The organism is Streptomyces sp. NPDC085900 (assembly GCF_044540925.1).
Taxonomy (GTDB): Bacteria; Actinomycetota; Actinomycetes; order Streptomycetales; family Streptomycetaceae; genus Streptomyces; species Streptomyces gilvifuscus.
In genome coordinates this window covers 115,300-135,163 of record NZ_JBITSP010000004.1, presented here as the reverse complement: position 1 = coordinate 135,163, position 19,864 = coordinate 115,300, and the positions used below count along the sequence as shown (strand labels likewise).

Below are 19,864 nucleotides of genomic sequence, written 5' to 3'. Positions count from 1 at the left end.
CATGCACGACCGAAGTCCGGAAGGAGCAGGAGGAAAGACGATGAGACACCGCACGATCGAGGACGTGATGACCCGGGAGGTGGTGCGCACGACCCGCGACGCGTCGTTCAAGACGGTCGCCGGGTTGCTGGCTGAGCATCGCATCAGCGGACTGCCCGTGGTGGACGACGAGGAGCGGGTCCTCGGGGTGATCTCCGAGACCGATCTGCTCCAGCGGCAGGCGGCGCAGGACGACGTGCGGCGGGGCGGGCGCCCGCGGCTGCCCCGGCTGACCCGCTCCGCACGGGCGGCGGCGGCAAAGGCGCGGGCCACGACCGCGGAACACCTGATGACCAGGCCCGCCGTCACCGCCGAGCTCGACGAGTCGGTGACACAGGCGGCGCGCACGATGCGGCGGCACGCCGTGGAGCGGCTGCCCGTGCTGGACCGGCAGGGCCGGCTGGTGGGCATCGTCACCCGCGGCGACCTGCTGCGGGTCTTCCTGCGCCCGGACGAGGACATCCGCCGTGACGTCCGCGACCAGGTGGCCTCGGCGCTCTGCCAGCCGCGCTACCTGGTGGACGTCGGTGTCACCTGCGGTGTCGTGAAGCTGCGCGGGCATGTGGAACGGCGCAGCGACACCGGGCTCGCGGTGCTCGTCGCCCGGCGTGTCGACGGGGTCGTGGCCGTCACGGAGGATCTCGGCTACCGCCTGGACGACTCCCGGCCGCTCCCGGCCGGTGTCTCTCCCGGCCACATGTAGGCAGCGGTTCCCCGGCGGCGCCGGGTGACAGGCTCCCGCGGGCGTCCGAGCATGGAGGTGCGGGACGGGCGGCCCCGGCCCGCGCGGAGCCTGCCCGTGCAAGGAGGGACGCCATGGCGCACACCAGCGAGTGGAGGATGCGTCTCCACCTCTTCGAGGAGGAGAGGACGACCAAGGCGCATGTCGTGCTGGACACCGGTACGACCACGCTCACCGGCCACGGGGTAGCGCACCGCAACCCCGCGGACTCGGACGTGCCGGAGATCGGCGACGAGCTGGCCGCGGGCCGGGCCCTGAACGACCTGGGCCGGCAGCTGGTGGCCCTCGCCGAGCACGACGTCGAGGGCACGGCCGCCGGCGGCGCCGAGCGCGAGCCCCGTCAGCCCCTCGGCTGGGCCATGTGAGCCGCCCGCGCCGCCCGCCGCCCGCACCGCCTGCCTAGGGTGGAGGGGTGACCGACAGCAGTGCACGCCCCCTCGCCGTGTTCGACCTGGACAACACCCTCGCCGACACCGCGCACCGTCAGCGGTTCCTGGAGCGCAAGCCGCGCGACTGGGACGGTTTCTTCGCGGCCGCCCCCGACGATCCGCCGATCGCCGAGGGCGTCGAGCTGGCGCTGGAGAGCGCGAAGGAGTGCGAGGTCGTCTACCTCACCGGCCGCCCCGAGCGCTGCCGGCGCGACACGCTGGACTGGCTCGCCGCCCAGGGACTGCCCGAGGGACGGCTCCACATGCGGCGCAACGACGACCGCAGGCCCGCCCGCCGCACCAAGCTGGAGATCCTGCGCCGCCTCGCCCGCACCCGTGACATCCGTCTGTTCGTCGACGACGACGAGCTGGTGTGCGACGACGCCGAACGGGCGGGGTTCAGGGTCGTACGGGCCCGGTGGGCGGCCCCGTCGACCGAGCTGAAGGTGGCTCAGGAGCGGGAGGGGCGGACCTGAGCGCCGCCGGCCGGGCAGCGGGAGGGGCGGACCTGAGCGCGGCCCGCGGGGCCGTCAGTGCGACTCCTCCTCCAGCCGGAAACCCACCTTCAGGCCGACCTGCCAGTGCGCGATCCGGCCCTCCTCGATCTGGCCGCGCACCTGGGTGACCTCGAACCAGTCCAGGTTGCGCAGGGTGTGCGAGGCGCGGTCGATGCCGTTGCGGATGGCCTGGTCGACACCGTCGGTGGAGGTGCCGACGATCTCCGTGACCCGATAGGTGTGGTTCGACATGCGGGTGCTCCTCTCCGTACGGCCGTGATGACCGCAGTGTCACGTGTGTCACGCGTCACTCCACGGTGCCCCAAGCTGCGGCGGAGCGCGAGACGTCTGCTTCGCGGCCCTTGCACCTCTTGACCCCCCGCATTGGTCCATACCAAAATCCGGGCACACCCGTACGAGCCCCGCGCTCGTCCCCCCACGCCGGGCCCCCTTCCCTGTCCGCAGACAGAACAGGACCCCTCGTGAGACGTCGCAGCATGCTCGCCCTGGCCCCGCTCGGCCTCGTCGGCGCCTGTGGACTCGTCCCGGGCGACTCCGACCGGCGCACGGTCACCGTGTGGCTGATGAAGGACAGCGCCTCCCAGGACTTCCTGCGCCGCTTCACCGAGCGGTTCGAGCACGAACACACCGACCTCCGGCTCGACATCCGCATCCAGCAGTGGACCGGCATCGGCGCGAAGGTGCAGGCCGCCCTCGACGCCGGTTCCGGCCACGGACCCGACGTCATCGAGGTCGGCAACACGCAGGTCCCGCAGTACGTGGAAGGGGACCGGCTGCTCGATCTGACGCTGGAGTCACTGCGCTGGGGAAGAAGCGACTGGCTGCCCGGCCTCGCCGAGCCGGGCCAGCAGAGCGCCCACCAGTACGGCATTCCCTGGTACGCGGCCAACCGAGTCGTCATCTACCGCAAGGACCTGTTCGCCAAGGCCGGCGTCACCGCTGCACCGCGCACCCGCGAGGACTGGCTCAGCGCGACGCGGCGGCTCGACTCCGGCGGCGTCCAGGGGATCTACCTCGCCGGACAGGACTGGTACACCCTCGCCGGCTTCATCTGGGACGAGGGCGGCGACCTCGCGAGCGACCGGGACGGCGGCGGCTGGCGCGGCACGCTGGACACCCCCGCGGCCCTGCGCGGCATGGACTTCTACCGCCGTCTGCAGGCGCTGGGCCACGGTCCCGTCGGCTCCGACGAGGAACACCCGCCGCAGGCGGGCGTCTTCGCCGAGGGGCGGGTGGCGCAGATCGTCGCCGTGCCCGGGCAGGCCCGGGCCATCGTCCAGCGCAACCCCGGCCTCAAGGAGAAGATCGGCTTCTTCCCCGTCCCCGGCCGGACCGCGCACCACCCCGGCGCCGTCTTCACCGGCGGCTCCGACCTCGTCGTACCGAACAACACACGCGACCGGGACGGCGCCGTGGCCGTCGTCGCCGCGCTCACCGGCGCCACCTGGGACACCGACCTGGCCCGGACCATGAACTACGTCCCCAACCGCAAGTCCCTGGCCAAGGCCGTCGCCGGTGAGGAGGGCGTCGCGGCCATGGCGGCCGGGGCCGCACAGGGACGGGCGACACCGGCCACGCCCCAGTGGGGCGCGGTCGAGGCCGACAACCCGATCAAGCCGTACATGACCAAGGTGCTCACCGGAGCCGACCCGGCGACCGAGGCCCGCCGCGCCTCCCGGCGCATCACCGGCGTGCTGAACAGCCTGGGCTGACCCGCCTGTTCGGGCACGCGCCCCGCTCGGCACCGGCGCCCCGTTCCATGCGAGAGGGGCGGGTGACGTCGCCGTCACCCGCCCCTCTGTCGCCCTCGGTCAGCGCGCGACGCTCAACGACAGCGCGAACCGTCCCGCCTCGTCCGTCCACCAACGGGCCAGTTCCAGGCCCACGGCGTCCAGTTCGGCGCGTACACCGTCCTTGCGGAACTTCGCCGACACCTCGGTGCGCAGCTCCTCGCCCTCGGCGAAGTCCACGGCCAGGTCCAGTGCCGGGATCTTCACCGTCTGTTCCGCGCGCGAGCGCAGCCGCATCTCGATCCACTCGTTCTCCGGGTCCCACAACGCCACGTGGTCGTAGGCGTCGGGGTCGAAGTCGGCGTGGAGCTCGCGGTTGACGACGGACAGGACGTTCTTGTTGAAGGCGGCCGTCACGCCGGCCGCGTCGTCGTAGGCCTCGATGAGCACCTTCTCGTCCTTGACCAGGTCGGTGCCGAGCAGCAGCGCGTCGCCGGGGGAGAGCAGGGAGCGGATCGAGGTCAGGAACACGGACCGTTCGGCGGGGAGCAGGTTGCCGATCGTTCCGCCCAGGAAGGCCACGAGGCGCGGCCCGGGCGTGTCGGGGAGTACCAGCGATGCCGTGAAGTCGGCGATCAGGGCGTGCACGCTCAGTCCGGGGCGCTCCGCGACGAGCGACTGCCCGGCCTGGGTGAGCGCGCTCTCGCTGACGTCCACCGGGACGTACGTGTGCAGGTCGGTCAGCGCGTCGAGGAGGTGGCGCGTCTTGTCCGACGAACCGGAGCCGAGCTCGACCAGGGTGCGGGCCCGCGTCGCCGCGGCGATCTCGCCGGCGCGGGTGATGAGGATCTCGCGCTCGGCGCGCGTCGGGTAGTACTCGGGCAGTTCGGTGATCTGCTCGAAGAGCTCGCTGCCGTGGGCGTCGTAGAACCACTTCGGCGGCAGCGTCTTCGGGTTGCCGGTCAGGCCGTTCAGGACGTCGGCGCGCAGCGCGGCGTCCGTGGCGTCCTCGGGCAGGGTGCGGGTGAGAAGGAACGGACTCACGTACGGGGCTCCTTCGGCAGTGCGGTGGCCGAGGCGTCGCTCGGCTCCTTGAGCGGGGTGAGCAGCACGTCCGTGCGGCTCGCCGCGAGAAGGGTGCGGTCGGGGACCTCTTGCCAGTGCGGGTCGTCGTCGTAGGGTTCGGAGGCCACGACGGTGCTGCGGCCGGGCCGGGACAGATACCAGAGGGTGTCGCCCCAGGTGGTCGCGGTGATCGATTCGCCGTTGGTGAGCAGCAGGTTCAGGCGTGAGCCGGGGGCCGCCTCGGCGACCTCCAGCACCGTGTCGGCCAGCGCCTGCCCCTCGTCGTCGCCGTCGCGCAGCCGCGCCAGGACCAGCGCCCAGACGAGCGCCGAGTCGTTGCGGGCCTCCAGGGACAGCACGTCGACGGCCGGCAGCCGCTCCACCAGGGGCGCGAGGGACTGCGGCCAGCCCCTGACGGCACCGTTGTGGCTGAACAGCCAGGGCCCGGCGGCGTACGGCGCCGCGGCGGCCTCGGCGTCGGCGCCCGAAAGGGTCGCGTCGCGTACGGCGGCCAGCACCGCGCCGCTGCGCACGACCCGGGCCAGGTCGGCGAAGGACAGGTCAGCCCAGATCGGCCCGGCACGGCGGTAGCGGGCCGGTACCGGGTCGCCCTCGGCGTACCAACCCACGCCGAAACCATCGGCGTTGACGGTGCCGTAGCGCTGGTGGCGCGGCGCCCACGACTGGCGGTACAGGCCGTGCGCGGGCTCCACGAGAAGGGTGCCGAGCGGCTCCGGCGGCCCCAGATAGGCCAGGTGACGGCACATCAGACGTCCCCCGCGGAACGCGCGGTGCGGAACCCGGAGAAGATCTGCCGCCGGATCGGGTAGTCCCAGTTGCGGAACGTCCCCCGGCAGGCGACCTGGTCCACGGCGAACGACCCGCCGCGCAGCACCTTGTACTCCGGCCCGAAGAACACCTCCGAGTACTCCTTGTACGGGAAGGCCTGGAAGCCCGGGTACGGCAGGAAGTCGCTCGCCGTCCACTCCCACACGTCGCCGATCAACTGCCGTACGCCGAGCGGCGACTCACCGGCCGGGTAGCTGCCGGCGGGTGCCGGGCGCAGGTGCCGCTGGCCGAGGTTGGCGTGTTCGGGCGCCGGGTCGGCGTCGCCCCACGGGTAGCGCGTCGAGCGGCCGGTCGCCGGGTCGTGGCGGGCCGCCTTCTCCCACTCGGCCTCGGTGGGCAGCCGCCGGCCGGCCCAGCGGGCGTAGGCGTCGGCCTCGTACCAGCACACGTGCACGACCGGCTCGTCCGGTGGCACGACCTCCGTCACCCCGAAGCGGCGCCGCAGCCACTGCTTGCCGTCACGGTGCCAGAACAGCGGTGCGTACAGGGAGTTCTTGCGCACGTGGGCCCAGCCCTCGGCCGTCCACCAGCGCTCGTTGCCGTAGCCGCCGTCCTCGATGAACGCCTGGTAGGCGCCGTTCGTCACGGGGGTGGTGTCGATGTGGAAGGACGCCACCTCGCGGCGGTGCGCCGGGCGTTCGTTGTCCAGCGCCCACGGCTCGGTGGAGGTGCCCATGGTGAACGGGCCACCGGGGACGAGGACTTCGGCCGGACCGGTGTACAGCGGCACCGGCTCCGGGTCGGGGGCGGTCAGGGCCTGCGGGCCCTTGCGGAGCTGATGGGTGATCAGCATGGTCTCGTCGTGCTGCTGTTCGTGCTGGGCGATCATCCCGAAGGCGAAGCCCGCCTGGGTCAGCCGCGTGCCGTGGAAGTCGGCGCTCTCCAGCAGGTCCATCACCCGCCCGCGCACCTCGGCCGCGTAAGCGCGGGCCTCGGCGGGCGGCAGCAGCGGCAGCGTGGGGCGTTCGGAGCGGGGGTGCTCGAAGGCGTCGTAGAGGCCGTCGATCTCGGGGCGCATCGCGTCCCGGCCGGCGACGGCCCGCAGCAGCCAGAGCTCCTCCTGGTTGCCGATGTGCGCCAGGTCCCAGACCAGCGGCGACATCAGGGGTGAGTGCTGGGCGGTCAGGTCGGGTTCCTCGACGCAGCTGGTCAGCAGCGTGGTGCGGGTACGGGCGGTGGTGAGGGTGGTCAGCGCCCGTTCCCGGAGTGCTTCCGCATCGATAGGGGGTGCGTCGATGGCGGGGTCGGTCATGTGCTCAGGTCCTTCCCGTGGGCGCGAGGGCTCGTCTCGCGCAGGCGGTCCAGCAGATCGTCGGCAGGGGTGCGGCCCCTGCGGACGTAGCGCTCCAGGTACGCGGCCACGACGTCCGTGACCTCCTCGGTGGCCCCGATCCGGGGCAGCGCCTCCAGTGCCGCGATGAAGCAGCCGACGGCCGTCTCGTGCAGCTCGGCGTCGGCGAGGCCGTCGCGGGCCGCGTCGGCCCACAGCGGATTGTGCGGCGCCGGACGCCCCACGGACCGTTCGGCCAGCGGCTTGACCAACCGGTAGGCGGTCTCGGCGGCCTCCGGGTCCTCGAACAGCGCGGTGGTCACGGCCAGCGGCACGATCCAGCCGTCGTCGCCGGGCTGCGCGTCGATCATGCGCAGCTCCAGGAAACCGCGCGGCCTGACCGGCGGGAACAGTGTCGTGATGTGGTAGTCGAGGTCCTCGCGCGTCGGCGGTCTGGGCGCCTTCGAGCGGACCCACTCGCGGAACGTGAGCCCGTCGGGGACGTCCCAGGGGCCGCTCTCGCGCCGTACGCACATCACCGGGGCGTCCATGACGTGCCGGGCCCAGGTCGTGCGCGGGTCGCCGTTCAGTACGGGGCCGCCCGCCCGGCCCGCGCCTATCTCCATCCACGTCAGCTGCCGGGTGGAGCGCCAGCCCGTGGGCCGTCCGGTGGCCAGCGGGGAGTTGGCGAAGGCGGCCAGGAGCACCGCGCCCAGCTGGTGCGCCAGCCACCAGCGCCGCCCGTGGCCGAGGGGGCCGGGCTCCTCGTACCCGGCGTCCAGGCACACCTGGACGGAGGCCGAGGTGCACATCATGCGACGGCCGGCGGGACCGGTACGGTCCAGGGCGACTTCCATGGCGTCGTAGCGCGGCTGACGCAGGAAGCGGCGGGGCGGGTGCCAGGGGTCGTGGCCGATGCCGACGAGTCCGAGTCCGTGCCCGGCGAGCGCCGTACGGACGGCGTCGAGATCGGCGGAGACGGTACCGATGCACTCCATCAGGGAGGTGGCGGGCGGCGAGCTCAGTTCCAGCTGGCCGCCGGGCTCTGTGGTGAGCGCCGACCTCAGGGGCACGGTCCGCAGTGCGGCGTAGGCCGCGTCGAGTCGTTGGGGGGTGACGGGTAGCCGCGGCTGCCGCAGCTCGTGGACGAGCCATTCCACTTCGACCCCGATGCCTCGGGGCGGCCCGGTCTTGAAGCAGATGCCCCGGACCAGGGCCTCCACCTCGGCTTCGGACAGGGCGGTGCGTGGCTCCGTACAGTCGCCGCAGTCAGTGGCTGAATCTGACATTCCGGGATCCCTTTCTGAGATTCCACCGTGCCGCCGGCCCGGCCCGTCAGGCGCCTGGACGGCGACACTCGTCCAACCCAAGACCCTCGCGCCGCATCGCACAAGGGTGCGTACCGGTACGTTCCGGCTCGGTAATCTCCTCCTTCCCCGCGTTTCCCGGGGCTTTCCTGGGCGTTTTCGGACGCGGAAAACTCTGTTGCACCGTCACTCCAGCATCACCCACGATGCCTGCATGAGCACGACGGGGGAGCGCGCACGGCGCGCGAGCATGGCGTCCACGGGGGTGGCGCCATGAGCGCGCGCCTGCGCGGCATCGCGCGCGAGACGGAGGAGATCGTCGCGGCGGGCACGTATCGCGCGTCCGGCGGGCGCGAGGTGTCCATCGAGCGGTCCGTGGCCGCGGCGCGGTCCGGTACGCGCATGTACGGGCCGGAGCCCGTCCCCGTGCCGCAGGCCGTGCCCGTCGAGACGTTCTTCGAGGTCACGGGCGAGAGCAGCCTGGAGGCGGCACATCGCGTCGGCGGCGGCCCGGCCGTGCTGAACTTCGCCTCCGCCCGCAACCCGGGCGGCGGCTTCCTCAACGGCGCCCAGGCCCAGGAGGAGGCGCTGTGCCGCTCCTCCGCGCTGTACCGGTGCCTGCTCGAGGTCCCTGGGTTCTACGACCATCACCGCGCCCACCGCGACCCGTTCTACACGGACCGCGTCATTCACTCACCGGCCGTCCCCGTCTTCCGGGACGACCGGGGCCGCCTGCTGGACGAGCCGTACACGGCGGGCTTTCTCACGGCCGCCGCACCGAACGCGGGCGTCGTCCGGCGTACGGCGCCCGAGCGGGCCGCCGAGCTGCCGCGGGCCCTGGCTGTGCGCGCGGAACGGGTGCTGGAGACGGCCGCCGCCCACGGCTACCGGCGCCTGGTGCTGGGGGCCTGGGGGTGCGGTGTGTTCCAGAACGACCCGGTGCAGGTGGCCGCCGCCTTCCGGGCGCTGCTCGGGCCGGGCGGACGGTTCGCGGCGCGCTTCGAGCACGTGGTGTTCGGGGTGCTGGACCGCAGACCGGACAGTGCGGCGCGGGAGGCGTTCGCGCGGGCGTTCCCGACGGGGCGGCTCCAGCCGTCGTAGGCGGCGGGACCGGACCCGGGAGCCGGCGAGACCCCCGCGGACGGGGGATGCCGCGGGGGTCTCACTATGGAAGACGGACGAGCGGCGGCCCGCGTTCCCGGTCGGCCGAGTTGTTTTACGGCTGCTTTCGCACCGGCGTGTCCGTCGTCGCCTCAGCGCGCCCGGCCGATCTGCATGCCGGGTCGGCGGCGGTGGACCGTGAGGTAGGCGAGGCCGTCGTCGCCCGCGCTGATGCTGCGGGTGGAGCCGTGGGGGAGCCAGAACAGGGAGCCCGCGGCGAGGGGCAGCGGTTCACCCTCCGTGCCGGCCGCGAGCGTGCCGGCGCCCGAGACGACGAGCACCAGGACGTCCAGGTCCGGTTCCGCGTGCGGGGCGATGTGCCGGCCGGGGGCCAGCCGGACGAGGTTGGCGTCGAGCTGGCGTCCGCTCTCCGTGAGCTTCCAGAGCACCCCCGTTGCGGACGCCGAGGCCAAGGCGTCGATGTCGCACAGGGGGGTCGGCATCGGCTCTTCCTCATGTCCCTGCGGGACCTGTGTCATCGTCTCTCCGCTCCCGACCGTCCGAGCCTTTCGGCTCTCGACCCGCCTCGCCTTCGACCAATTATTACAAGTATTATTTGGAGAAATTACTTCGGGCCGGAGGGCTGGAAGAGGGGCGAGAAGGCATGTCCACCGCACGCACCAGCCCGCGCCGCGGCGAGGTCCTCGCCGTGCTGCGGGCGGCCGATGCTCCGCTCGGCGTCACCGAGACGGCCGAGCGCGTCGGCGTCCACCCCAACACCGTGCGGTTCCACCTGGACGCCCTCGTCGAGGAGGGCGCCGTCGAGCGACGGACGCGGCAGCCCTCCGGCCGCGGACGCCCGCGTACCGTCTACGAGCCCCGCGCGGGCATGGACCGCGGCGGAACCCGCGGCTACCAACTGCTCGCGCGCATGCTGCTCAGCCGGCTGGCGGCCACCGGATCCGAAGCGCGCTCCGCCGCCATGGAGACGGGCCGCGCCTGGGGCCGCTTTCTGATTGAGCAGCCGGAACCGTACCGGCAACCCACTCCCGAAGACGCGGCCGCCCGGCTCGTCCGCCTGCTGGACGAGCTCGGCTTCGCCCCGGACGCCGAGGACGGCACGCCGCCCACCCGGATCCGGCTGCGCCACTGCCCCTTCCTCGAACTCGCCGAGGAGCACGGCCAGTTGGTCTGCCCCCTGCATCTCGCGCTGATGCAGGGCGCCTTGGCCGAGCTGCGCGCCCCGCTGACCGCGACCGGCCTCGAACCCTTCGCCGAACCCGACGCGTGTCTGGCCCACTTGGCGCCCGTACCGCGGCAGACAGCAGAAAGGCACCCTTGATGCACCCCGCATGGGCCGTGACGTCGGTCGCGGTCACCTTCCTCTGGCTCGGGATGGTGCTGGCGATCTCCTTCCTGGAGGCGCCGCTGAAGTTCCGCGCCCCGGGCGTGACCATCCCCATCGGTCTGGGGATCGGGCGGCTGGTCTTCCGCGCCCTGAACCTCGTCGAGGCCGTACTCGCCGTCGCGCTGGCGGTTGCCGTCGCCGTCGGGGACCGGCCCGTCGGGATCGTCGGACCGCTCGTCGCCGTGGTCGTCCTGCTCGCGGCCCAGTTGGTCGTGGTGCGGCCGCGGCTCAACCGCAGGTCCGACCGCGTCCTGGCGGGCGAGGACGTGCCTCGATCCCGCGAGCACCTGTACTACGTCGGCCTCGAGGTCGCCAAGGTCGCCGCACTGGTGGCACTCGGGATCGGGCTCCTCACCCGTCCCTGACGGCCGTCAGGGCTTATGGCTGTCCGCCCCGGCCCGGGCCATGGCCTCCGCCTCGGTCTCGGCCAGCGCGATCGCGACGCCGAAGGCCTGGGCGATGTGACCGGCGGCCGACATGACGCGTGCCGTGCCCACGACGGGAGCGATGGCGACCAGCAGGTCCTGCAACTGCTCCACCGTGAAGTCGGCCTTGATCGCCGGGTCGATGTGCGCCAGGTAGGAGATCGCGGGCGCGTCCATGGCGACGAGAGCCGCGACCCGGGCGAGGAGGAGCGAGCGTTGGTCCATGTGGCATCGCTCGACGGAGTCGATGGTCATGGCCGTGATCGTGTCGAGTACGGGAGTGTCGGGTGCAGCGGTCATCGCGCACCGCCTTCCTGTGTTGTCAGGACCGTGTGTTGTCAGGACCGTGCTGGTTCACACTTCGTGGTGGACGACGCGCCACCGTTGAGCTCGGAGCCGGCGAACGAGAGCAGGAGAGTCACGGTCACGTCCGACGCCTCCGGCGCACCGTCGGCGTACCAGGTCAGCAGACCCGCGTCCGAAAGGCGGCCCAGAGCCGTGCTGACATGCCTCGGCTGCACCCCCAGCGCGTGGGCCGCGGGACACAGCGGGAAGCTGACCGTGTCGGCTTCGCGGACGGGTTCCGCGTCGGCCACCAGATCCACCAGGAACGCCGCGAGCAGGCCGCCCCCCGTACGCGCCGGGCCCTCACGGCCCAGTCGAGCGCCCAGTGCCCGGACATCTGTGCCGTGTCCATCCGGCCTCCCTCTCCGCCCGACCGAAGCTCATGCGAAGAGCGGGTCGCGAGGGCGATCAGCTGCTGGGCCGAACTTCTGAACAGCAGAATCCACGGGACGGCGAGCGCCTCAATCACCCGAAGCGGGTGAAAAGTTCCGCGCGGCGCTCGGCCCCCGGCGAAGGGGGAGCCGGGGTGGCGGATCGGTCAGCTCCAGCCGTACCGCTCGTGCAGGCGGTGGCGGACCAGGTTGAACCGGCCCCGGTCCAGGGCGCACGCCTCCCGGCGCATCCCGTCCTCGTGCAGCCGCAGCACCCGGTCCACGGAGATCCAGGAGTCGCGACCCGATCGGTCCCACGGCCCGTTGCCGATCGCCACCCACTCCCGGTCGTCGTCGTGCCGCTTGCTGGAGAGCTGCACGGCGAGCAGGGTGCCGGCGGCCTCGCGGGCGACCACCAGGACCGGACGGTCCTTGCCGCGGCCGTCGTTCTCCTCGAACGGCACCCAGGTCCACACGATCTCGCCCGGGTCCGGGTCGCCGTCGTGGGCGGGGGAGTACTCGGTGCGCACCGGGCCGACCTGGCGGGGGTCGGCCTCGGTGGTGGCGGTGGGGCCGAAACGGCCCGGGACGTTCTCATCGGTAAACGCAGTCACGCAGGCACCTTAGTGGTCGGTCCCGCGGCCATTACGGCGGCCGCCGCCCCTCGCCCCGACCCGCTCAGGCGGGTGGTGGCCAGTGGGAAGCCTTCGTCGTGCCGCCCCAAACCCCGGGTGGCCACTCGGAACCCTCCGTCATGCCGCCCCAAACCCCGGGTGACCCCCCTTACTCCTTCGTCGCGCCGCGAGCACCATTCACCCGTCGGCCCCGGCGTCCGCCGCCTGTTCGGCCAGCCGGTCGAGCAGATCCCTGGTCCTGTCGGCGGAGGTCTTCTCCGGCCCTTCCCCGACCGCCTCACCGACGGTTCCGCGGTCGCCCTCGGCGATGTCCTCCGCCTCGTCCTCGGGGTCTTTCGCCGACTCGGACACGGGGCCTCCTCAGGGTGCGTGCGGTCCGTGCACAGGGCGATGCTTCCCGCTGCCGACCGGGCCCGGCCAGGGGGCGCTTGAAGCACAGGGGAGCACGACAGAGCCCGGGGGCTCTCGAAACCGAGGCCCCCGGGCGTGCTGTCCGGGCGGTCGCCCGTCCCCGCGTCTACCCTTCCTTGTCCACCGGCACCTTCTTCGACGGCGGCGGCGTGACCCCGTTCAGGGACGGCGAAGTCCCGTCTGTGGTCTGCCCGTTCTGGTTCATCGACGCCAGCAGCTGGCGAGCGAGCCCGAGGCCGGCGCCGCCCATGGTGAGCGCCTTGGTGAACATGTCCGTCATGCCGTCGGCGCCGTTGAGCAGCACCATGTTGTCGACGCTGCCGAAGGCGGACGCGCCGGCCCGCACGATCTCCGGCCAGTTCTCGGCGAGTTGCTGGGCGACGACCGCCTCCTGGTTCTCGGCGAGCGCGGCCGCCCGGGCCTTGATGGCCTCCGCCTCGGCGAGTCCCCTGGCCTTGGTGGCCTCGGCCTCCGCCAGACCCCTCGCCTGCGCGGCCGCCGCCTCGGCCTCACCGGTGGCCCGCGTCGCGGCCGCCGTGGCGGTACCGCGGGCCTGGGTCGCCTCCGCCTCGGCACCCGCGGCCGTCTTGACCCTGGTCGCCTCGGCCGCCGCCGCGAGCTCCGTCTCCTTGGCCTTGGCCTGCGCCGCCGAGATCCGCGCGTCACGCTCGGCCTCGGCCAGCGTCCGCTTCTCGTAGGCCTGGGCGTCGGCCGGCTTGCGGACGTCCGCCTGCAACTGCTGCTCGCGCCGGTTCGCCTCCAGTTCGGCCACCCGCGTCTCCTGTACGACGACCTCCTGCCGCGCCGCGGCGTCCGCGAGCGGGCCGGCCTGACGGGACTTCGCCGCCGCCTTGTCCCGCTCGGCCTGATAGCCGGCCTGCAGGATCTCGCTGTCCCGGGTGGCCTCGGCCATCCGCGCGTACGACTGCTGCTCCGCCTCGGTGGCCAGCCGGTTCGCCTCCGCCTGCGCGATGCGCGCGTCCCGCTGGACGGCCGCCGCGTGCGGGGCGGCCAGGTTCTGGATGTACCCGGTCGGGTCCTCGATCTCGTGGATCTGCAGGGAGTCCACGATCAGCCCGAGCTTCTCCATCTCCGTGCCGCAGGCCGCCCGCGTCTGCGCGGTCAGCTTCTCCCGGTCGCGGATCATGTCCTCGACCGTCAACCCGCCCACGATGGACCGCAGATGACCGGCGAAGACGTTGTGCACCCGCTCGGCCATCAGCTTCTGCTGGTCGAGGAACCGGCGGGACGCGTTGGCGATCGACACGAAGTCGTCGCCCACCTTGAAGATGACCACGCCCCGTACCTTGAGCGGAATGCCCTGGTGCGTCACGCAGTCCACGTGCAGTTCGGTCTCGTTCAGGTCGAGCGAGAGCTTGCGCACCGCCTGTACTCCGGGCAGCACCAGTGTGCCGCGCCCGGTGACGATGCGGAATCCCATGCCTTCCTCGAGGCCCTCGGTGCGGTGCTTGGAACCGGAGATGACGAGCGCCTCGTTCGGCTCGGCGACTCGCCACATCATCTTGAACAGACCGATCAGAACGAGAACGGCGGCGACCACCACTCCCGCAACGACGCCGACGATCATCGGCATACGCCCCCTTTGAATGGTGCCCTCTCGGCACCGAACGAAGGGAGTGTGCTCCTGCGGGGAGCCGGGGTGAAGACGCCGGCGAATCCTTGTCGCAATCTTGACGCGCGGCCCGCGAAGGGCCTCTCACCTGCGCGGAAGCCGGCTCACCTGTTGAGCCGTCAGACGGCTTGGCCGTCGTACGCCTCGGTGACGTAGACCGTCCTCGGCGGCAGGTACTCCACCACCATGACCACCGTGCCCCGCTCGATCCGCGCCGTCCCCTGGGCCGGGTAGGCGAGGAAGTGCTCGGCGCCGCCGCGCACCCTGACGATCACCTCGCCGACGAGCCCGGGCCCGACCGTCCCGGTGACCCGCCCCATGAGCCCGACCATCGACGCATCGTCCATGGTCACAGGGTACGCACCGAACCCGTCTACGCCGCCGGGGAGTTCGTGGCGAGGCGCTGCGGCGGCCACGCCTCGTACCAGCGCAGCTCCGCCTCCAACTGTGCGGCCAGCGAGAGCAGCAGCGGTTCGCTGCCCGCGGGACCGAGGAGCTGGGCGCCGACGGGCAGTCCGTCGCCGACGAAGCCGGCGGGCACGTTGACGCCCGGCCAGCCCAGCACGTTCCACGGCCAGGCGTAGGGGCAGGCGGCGATCATCGCCCGGTCGGTGGCGAATCCGCCGAGCGCCAGCATCTCCCCGACGCGCGGCGGGGGAGCGGCGGTCGTGGGCGCGAGGACGACGTCGTACGACTGGAAGAACCCGCCGATACGACGGTGCAGGACCGCCTCCGCCCGCCGCGCCGCCCGCAACGGTGCCCCGCCGAGCAGCCGTCCGAGCCGGGCGGCATCACGGGTGCGCCGGTCAAGGAGCGCGGGAAAAGGGGCCTCGACGACGCGTTCGGCGATCCCGGCGGTGGCCCGGGGCACGAAGGTCAGGCCGATCTGGCCGTACGGCGGATCGGCCTCCTCCACGAAGTGCCCCAACCGGCTCAACTGCTCGGCGAGTTCGACGACCTTCGCGCGGACCTCCGGCCGCAGGCGCGCGGGCACCGCGGTGAACGGCGGCTTGAGCGACAGGGCGACGCGCAGCCGGCCGGGGTCCCGGCCGACGGCCTCGGCCGCCCGGATGGCCGGCGGCCGGTGCGGATCGAGCTCGTGGTTGCCGCTCGCCGCGTCGAGGAGGAGTGCCGCGTCCGCGACGGTGCGCGCGAGCGTGCCGTTGACGGTGATGCCCTGGAAGGATTCGCCGCGCGGCCAGGTGGAGATGCGGCCGCGCTGGGGCTTGATGCCGACGAGGTGGGTCCAGGCGGCGGGGATGCGCACGGAACCGGCGCCGTCGGAGCCGAGGGCGGCGGGCACCAGTCCGGCGGCGACCGCGGCGGCCGACCCGCCGGACGAACCGCCCGGAGTGTGACCGGTGTTCCACGGGTTGAGGGTCGCCCCGAACGCGGGCCCCTCGGTGAACGGCCACTGCCCGAACTCGCACGTGTTGGTCTTGCCGACGACGACCGCCCCGGCCGCCCGCAACCGCCGTACGGCCTGGCCGTCCCGCGCGACGGGCGGGAACTCCCCGGCGCAGCCGAACGCGGTCGGCAGGCCGGCGACGTCCATGTCGTCCTTGACGGCGACCGGCACCCCGAGCAGCGGCTTGCGCGCGCCGGCCGCCAACTCCTGGTCGGCGGCGTCGGCTTCGGCCAGCGCGGCCTCCGCCCGCACGATCCGGAAGGCGTTGAGCGAGCCCTGGGTGGCCTCGATCCGGGACAGCGCCCGCTCCACCAGTTCCCGCGAGGTCACCTCTCCCTCGGCCAGCGCTCGGGCGGACTCCGCCAGGCCTGCGGCACGGTCGAGCCTCATACGGGACACCTCCGGAAGCGGGTTGTCTACTGAACGGTAACGTGTGGCGGCCCGCCTCGGTACGGCATGTCGAACATCCACGGCCGGGGTGTCGACCGAACAGCGGCACATGCGCCGCACAGGTCCCGCGAAGCCTCGCCCAAATCATTGACGTGCTCACGTCTCACCCTTACCTTCTGACCGACTTGCCGAACCATGTTCGAAATCCCGCACCCATGGTTCCGGCTGGACCAAGGAGCCGCACGTGAGCACACGACCCCCCGCCCCGTCCCGCCGCGCCCTCCTGCGCGCGATGGCCGCCCTGCCCGCCTCGGCGCTCGTCCTGGGCGAACTCCCCGGCCTGCTGGGAACGGCGGCCGCCGCCGCACCCGCGAGCGGCTCGGCCACCCGCTACACCATCGTGCCCTTCCTCAACAGCGACGACGGCACGGTGAACGTCTACCAGTCCGACGACGCGACCGACTTCCGCCTCGTGCGGTCCTCCGCCTACACCCCGCCCGCCAACCGCATCCGCGACGCGAGCGTCTTCAAGCACACCGACGGCTACTACTACCTGACGTACACCACGCACACCTGGCAGGACGTCAGCACCACGATCGGCTTCGCGCGGAGCGCGGACCGGGTCGCCTGGACCTTCCTGTACGACTACACCGTGCCGATCGCCGACCTGTCCCGGGCGTGGGCGCCGGAGTGGTTCGTCGACGGCGACGGCAGCGTGCACGTCATCGTCTCCTGCTCGACCACCGACAACGAGTGGATCTTCACGCCGTACGTCATGAAGGCGACCAACTCCGCGCTGACCGCCTGGAGTTCACCGACCGCGCTGTCCGGCATCGGCGCCAACCACATCGACACGGACATCGTGCGGATCGGCGCGACCTATCACGCGTTCACGAAGAACGAGACGGCCAAGTACATCGAGTACGGCACGGCGTCGAGCCTCACCGGCCCGTACACGATCTCCAGGACCGGCGACTGGGCGGGCTGGGGCAGCTACCGGGAGGGCCCGTCGGTCGTCCAGCTCGACAACGGCGCCTGGCGGATCTTCTTCGACGGCTACGGAGACGGCAACTACTACTGCAGCGACAGCTACGACACGTTCGCCACCTGGACCGCCCCCAAGGCGTTGCCGGTCATCTCGGGAACGGCACGCCACTTCACGGTCATCAAGGAGACCGTGCCGGGAGGAGTGGCCCTCCCGACGAACGTCTCGCGCTCGTTCCGGTCCGCCAACTACACGACCCGGTACTGGCAGGAGCAGTCGTCCCTGCTGAACCTCCCGGTGGTGACCGGTTCCAGTACGACCGCGCAGAAGCAGGCGTCCTCGTTCACGGTCGTTCCCGGCCTGGCCGACGCCAACGCCTTCTCCTTCCGTGACGCGTCCGGCAACTACCTGCGCCACTACGACTTCCGGGGCCGCTTCGACGCCAACGACGGCACGTCGACGTTCGCCAAGGACGCGACCTTCGTCGCCAGGACGGGCTCGGCGACCGGCTCGATCAGATTCGAGTCGTACAACTACCCCGGCCACTACCTGCGGCACTACGACTACCAGCTGCGGGTCGACCCCACCGACGGCACGGACCTGTTCCGCCAGGACAGCTCCTTCGTGCCCGTGACGGCCTGGGGCTGAGGGCGGGGGCACCCGGGGCCGTGGTCGCCTACCCCCTGACCGGAGCTACTTCCGTGGGTGTACGGGCGCACACGCCCGTGGGTGGATGATCTCGGCGGCGCGTGGGGCGATCCTGTCACCGGAGAGACCGGGCAGAATGGAACTCACGTGGATGCCGACCCCGAGGCCGGGCCGATCGAGGCCCCGCAGGCGGATGCCGACGCCGTACACCGTCCGACCACGCGGCTCGGGCGGTGGGTGCGGCGCGCGGTGCTCGTCCTTTCGGTGCTGCTGATGGTCGTCACCGCGGCGTCCCTCACCTACAACGCGTTCACCGCGGGACGCGCCGCGCCGCCCGCCGGACTGCGTTACGTCCAGGCGGCCGACATCCGCACCCGTTACCGGGAGTGGGGTACGACCGGCTCGCCCGTCGTACTCGTCCACGGCGCCTTCGAGCAGGTGGACACCTGGTCCCGGCTCGCGCCCCTGCTCGCGCGCGATCACCGGGTCTACGCGCTCGATCTGACCGGCGACGGTTACAGCCAGCGCCGCGGCCCGTACACCGTCGACCACTTCACCCGGCAGCTCCTGGGCTTCCTGAGCGCCATGCACCTCGGCAGGCCGGGTGAGCGTCCCCTGCTGGTGGGTCACTCGAGCGGCGCCGCGGTCGTCACGGAGGCGGCGCTGCGTGCCCCGGGACGGATCGGGAGCGTGATGCTGCTCGACGGAGACGCCCTGGACACCGGCGCCGGACCGCCGCCCGGGCTCGGGTACGTGCTGATCGACCCCTACCGCACCAGCCTGCTGCGTCTCGGTCTGAGCACCGACCGGCTGATCCGCTCGGTGTACGACGCCCAGTGCGGACCGGCCTGTCCGCGCCTGGACGCCGCCGGAGTGGACGAGTGGCGCCGGCCGCTGCGGGTGGCGGGCGCCGAGGCGGCACTGTGGGACATGCTCGGCGAGGGCGTGCCCGGCCTTCCGGCGAGCCGGGTCGCCCGTCTCGCGGACGTCCGCATCCCCAAGTCCGTGGTGTTCGGCGCGCAGGACGACGTGTTCAGCGAGCAGACCCCGCGGGAGACGGCCCGGCGCATCGGCGCACCGCCGCCCACGCTCGTCCCCGGTGGCCGCCATCTGACGATGATCTCCAGCCCTCACGAGGTCGCGGCCGCGGTGGAATCCCTGTCCCGTGCCGGCACGGTCTGAAGGGCCGGGGCGGAGCTCACGGAACGGCGGGTGAGCGGGTCGGGATCGCGTCGAGCGCGGCGAGAGTCTCCTCGTCGAGGGTGATGGCGCCCGCTGCCAGGTTCGCCTCGAGATGCGCGCGGTCGGCGGTGCCCGGGATGAGCAGTCCGTCGGGAGCGTGGTGCAGGAGCCAGGCCAGGCCGATCTGCGCCGGGGTGCGTCCCAGCCGCGCGGCGGCGGCGAGCACGGCCGGCTCGTCGGTCACCTTCGGAAGCCCCGGGAAGGCGCCGCCCAGAGGGAAGTACGGCACCCAGGCGATCCCCTCGTCCACGCAGAGCCGGAGTATGTCCTCGTCGTCGCGTGCCACGAGGCTGTAGGCGTTCTGCACGCAGACGATGCCCGAAGGCAGGGCGCGGCGCAGCACGTCCAGGCTCACGCTGCTCAGCCCGATCGCGCCCACCTTGCCCTCGTCGCGCAACGCGATCAGTTCCGCGAGCTGGTCGTCGAGGTCGATCACCTGGTCGTCCGGGATGGGGACCGCGGTGACCCCGCTGTCGACGCGGCGGAGGTTCACCACCGGTATCCGCTCCGTCCGGAGCGTGGCGAGGTTGTCCTCGACCTCGGCCCGCAGCTCCTCGGGCCGCTGTGCCAGACGCAGGGGGAGCGGGCCGTCGGGGTCGGAGGTGGCGCCGACCTTGCTGACGACCAGGACGTCGTCCTGCGGGCCCAGGGCCTCGCGGATGACGTCGTTGACGAAGCCGTCGCCGTAGAACTGGGCGGTGTCGACGTGATCGACACCCAGGTCGATCGCGTGCCGGAGCAGGGCGACGGCGGCGGGGCGGTCGTCGTGCAGACGGTGCAGCTGCATCGCCCCGTACCCGACGCGGGAGACGGTGCGGCCGGCCAGCGGGGCGGGCCCTCCGGGGCGCGGGGTGCCGGGCGGGGCGGCTTCGACGGCGGGGGTGTCGGCGGATGTCATGACTACCTGCTCCCGT

23 protein-coding genes are annotated in these 19,864 nt (G+C 72.5%); 9 read left to right on the top strand and 14 right to left on the bottom strand.

Annotated elements, in window-relative coordinates:
• Nucleotides 1-40 precede the first annotated feature (40 nt).
• The 3 genes from ACIGDI_RS14720 to ACIGDI_RS14710 all read left to right on the top strand — a co-directional run bounded on the left by ACIGDI_RS14720 (nt 41) and on the right by ACIGDI_RS14710 (nt 1,685).
• On the top strand, nt 41-742 hold the full coding sequence (locus tag ACIGDI_RS14720) for a CBS domain-containing protein (protein WP_399895622.1): 702 nt from the start codon (nt 41-43) through the stop codon (nt 740-742).
• 113 nt (nt 743-855) lie between these two features.
• Complete coding sequence (locus ACIGDI_RS14715; RefSeq protein WP_399895619.1) at nt 856-1,146, top strand: dsRBD fold-containing protein; 291 nt, start codon at nt 856-858, stop codon at nt 1,144-1,146.
• A gap of 47 nt (nt 1,147-1,193) precedes the next feature.
• Nucleotides 1,194-1,685: a hypothetical protein gene (locus ACIGDI_RS14710; protein WP_399895616.1), complete on the top strand. Its 492-nt coding sequence runs from the start codon at nt 1,194-1,196 to the stop codon at nt 1,683-1,685.
• Nucleotides 1,686-1,739: 54 nt separating this feature from the next.
• On the opposite strand, the gene ACIGDI_RS14705 is transcribed toward ACIGDI_RS14710, so the two are convergent.
• On the bottom strand, nt 1,740-1,958 hold the full coding sequence (locus tag ACIGDI_RS14705; RefSeq protein WP_200698837.1) for a dodecin: 219 nt from the start codon (nt 1,956-1,958) through the stop codon (nt 1,740-1,742).
• A 245-nt stretch (nt 1,959-2,203) separates the two neighbouring features.
• Between ACIGDI_RS14705 and ACIGDI_RS14700 the strand changes: the two genes are divergently transcribed.
• Nucleotides 2,204-3,439 (top strand): extracellular solute-binding protein, encoded by a 1,236-nt coding sequence (locus tag ACIGDI_RS14700; protein WP_399897613.1) that lies wholly within the window; start codon nt 2,204-2,206, stop codon nt 3,437-3,439.
• 99 nt (nt 3,440-3,538) lie between these two features.
• Here ACIGDI_RS14700 and egtD read toward each other — a convergent pair whose 3' ends face one another.
• Genes egtD through egtA form a run of 4 tightly spaced genes read right to left on the bottom strand, consistent with a single transcriptional unit; the run spans nt 3,539 to nt 7,930 of the window.
• Entirely contained in the window at nt 3,539-4,501 is a 963-nt protein-coding gene (egtD, locus tag ACIGDI_RS14695) for an L-histidine N(alpha)-methyltransferase (protein WP_399895613.1), read from the bottom strand.
• Nucleotides 4,498-5,289 (bottom strand): ergothioneine biosynthesis protein EgtC, encoded by a 792-nt coding sequence (gene egtC, locus ACIGDI_RS14690; RefSeq protein ID WP_399895610.1) that lies wholly within the window; start codon nt 5,287-5,289, stop codon nt 4,498-4,500. The genes egtD and egtC overlap by 4 nt, the downstream gene beginning before the upstream one ends.
• The gene (gene egtB, locus ACIGDI_RS14685; RefSeq protein ID WP_399895607.1) at nt 5,289-6,623 is read right to left on the bottom strand and encodes an ergothioneine biosynthesis protein EgtB; all 1,335 of its coding nucleotides are present in this window, start codon (nt 6,621-6,623) and stop codon (nt 5,289-5,291) included. The genes egtC and egtB overlap by 1 nt, the downstream gene beginning before the upstream one ends.
• Nucleotides 6,620-7,930, bottom strand: a complete 1,311-nt coding sequence (egtA, locus tag ACIGDI_RS14680; protein WP_399895604.1) for an ergothioneine biosynthesis glutamate--cysteine ligase EgtA — start codon at nt 7,928-7,930, stop codon at nt 6,620-6,622. Before egtA ends, egtB begins: the two co-directional genes overlap by 4 nt.
• Before the next feature lie 291 nt (nt 7,931-8,221).
• On the opposite strand from egtA, the gene ACIGDI_RS14675 reads away from it, so the two are divergent.
• Nucleotides 8,222-9,049, top strand: a complete 828-nt coding sequence (locus ACIGDI_RS14675; RefSeq protein ID WP_399895600.1) for a TIGR02452 family protein — start codon at nt 8,222-8,224, stop codon at nt 9,047-9,049.
• A 152-nt stretch (nt 9,050-9,201) separates the two neighbouring features.
• On the opposite strand, the gene ACIGDI_RS14670 is transcribed toward ACIGDI_RS14675, so the two are convergent.
• Complete coding sequence (locus ACIGDI_RS14670) at nt 9,202-9,588, bottom strand: cupin domain-containing protein (protein WP_399895597.1); 387 nt, start codon at nt 9,586-9,588, stop codon at nt 9,202-9,204.
• A gap of 125 nt (nt 9,589-9,713) precedes the next feature.
• Between ACIGDI_RS14670 and ACIGDI_RS14665 the strand changes: the two genes are divergently transcribed.
• Nucleotides 9,714-10,391 (top strand): helix-turn-helix transcriptional regulator, encoded by a 678-nt coding sequence (locus ACIGDI_RS14665; protein ID WP_399895594.1) that lies wholly within the window; start codon nt 9,714-9,716, stop codon nt 10,389-10,391.
• Nucleotides 10,391-10,822 (top strand): hypothetical protein, encoded by a 432-nt coding sequence (locus tag ACIGDI_RS14660; RefSeq protein WP_399897610.1) that lies wholly within the window; start codon nt 10,391-10,393, stop codon nt 10,820-10,822. The genes ACIGDI_RS14665 and ACIGDI_RS14660 overlap by 1 nt, the downstream gene beginning before the upstream one ends.
• Nucleotides 10,823-10,828: 6 nt before the next feature.
• On the opposite strand, the gene ACIGDI_RS14655 is transcribed toward ACIGDI_RS14660, so the two are convergent.
• The 7 genes from ACIGDI_RS14655 to ACIGDI_RS14625 all read right to left on the bottom strand — a co-directional run bounded on the left by ACIGDI_RS14655 (nt 10,829) and on the right by ACIGDI_RS14625 (nt 16,075).
• On the bottom strand, nt 10,829-11,182 hold the full coding sequence (locus tag ACIGDI_RS14655; protein ID WP_399895591.1) for a carboxymuconolactone decarboxylase: 354 nt from the start codon (nt 11,180-11,182) through the stop codon (nt 10,829-10,831).
• 38 nt (nt 11,183-11,220) lie between these two features.
• Nucleotides 11,221-11,478, bottom strand: coding sequence for a hypothetical protein (locus tag ACIGDI_RS14650; RefSeq protein ID WP_399895588.1), 258 nt, complete (start codon nt 11,476-11,478; stop codon nt 11,221-11,223).
• A gap of 287 nt (nt 11,479-11,765) precedes the next feature.
• Nucleotides 11,766-12,212, bottom strand: a complete 447-nt coding sequence (locus tag ACIGDI_RS14645) for a type II toxin-antitoxin system PemK/MazF family toxin (RefSeq protein ID WP_142145021.1) — start codon at nt 12,210-12,212, stop codon at nt 11,766-11,768.
• Between the two features lie 198 nt (nt 12,213-12,410).
• Entirely contained in the window at nt 12,411-12,584 is a 174-nt protein-coding gene (locus ACIGDI_RS14640; protein WP_399895586.1) for a hypothetical protein, read from the bottom strand.
• A gap of 166 nt (nt 12,585-12,750) precedes the next feature.
• A complete protein-coding gene (locus ACIGDI_RS14635) occupies nt 12,751-14,238 on the bottom strand; it encodes an SPFH domain-containing protein (protein WP_399895584.1) in 1,488 nt (495 codons plus the stop codon).
• 158 nt (nt 14,239-14,396) lie between these two features.
• Entirely contained in the window at nt 14,397-14,624 is a 228-nt protein-coding gene (locus tag ACIGDI_RS14630; RefSeq protein WP_399895581.1) for a hypothetical protein, read from the bottom strand.
• Between the two features lie 26 nt (nt 14,625-14,650).
• On the bottom strand, nt 14,651-16,075 hold the full coding sequence (locus ACIGDI_RS14625; protein WP_399895578.1) for an amidase: 1,425 nt from the start codon (nt 16,073-16,075) through the stop codon (nt 14,651-14,653).
• Nucleotides 16,076-16,319: 244 nt separating this feature from the next.
• Here ACIGDI_RS14625 and ACIGDI_RS14620 point away from each other — a divergent pair, with 244 nt between their 5' ends.
• Nucleotides 16,320-17,708, top strand: coding sequence for a glycoside hydrolase family 43 protein (locus tag ACIGDI_RS14620; RefSeq protein ID WP_399895575.1), 1,389 nt, complete (start codon nt 16,320-16,322; stop codon nt 17,706-17,708).
• A 147-nt stretch (nt 17,709-17,855) separates the two neighbouring features.
• Nucleotides 17,856-18,890, top strand: a complete 1,035-nt coding sequence (locus ACIGDI_RS14615; RefSeq protein WP_399895572.1) for an alpha/beta fold hydrolase — start codon at nt 17,856-17,858, stop codon at nt 18,888-18,890.
• Nucleotides 18,891-18,906: 16 nt separating this feature from the next.
• On the opposite strand, the gene ACIGDI_RS14610 is transcribed toward ACIGDI_RS14615, so the two are convergent.
• Nucleotides 18,907-19,848, bottom strand: a complete 942-nt coding sequence (locus ACIGDI_RS14610; protein ID WP_399895569.1) for an aldo/keto reductase — start codon at nt 19,846-19,848, stop codon at nt 18,907-18,909.
• Nucleotides 19,849-19,864: the final 16 nt, after the last annotated feature.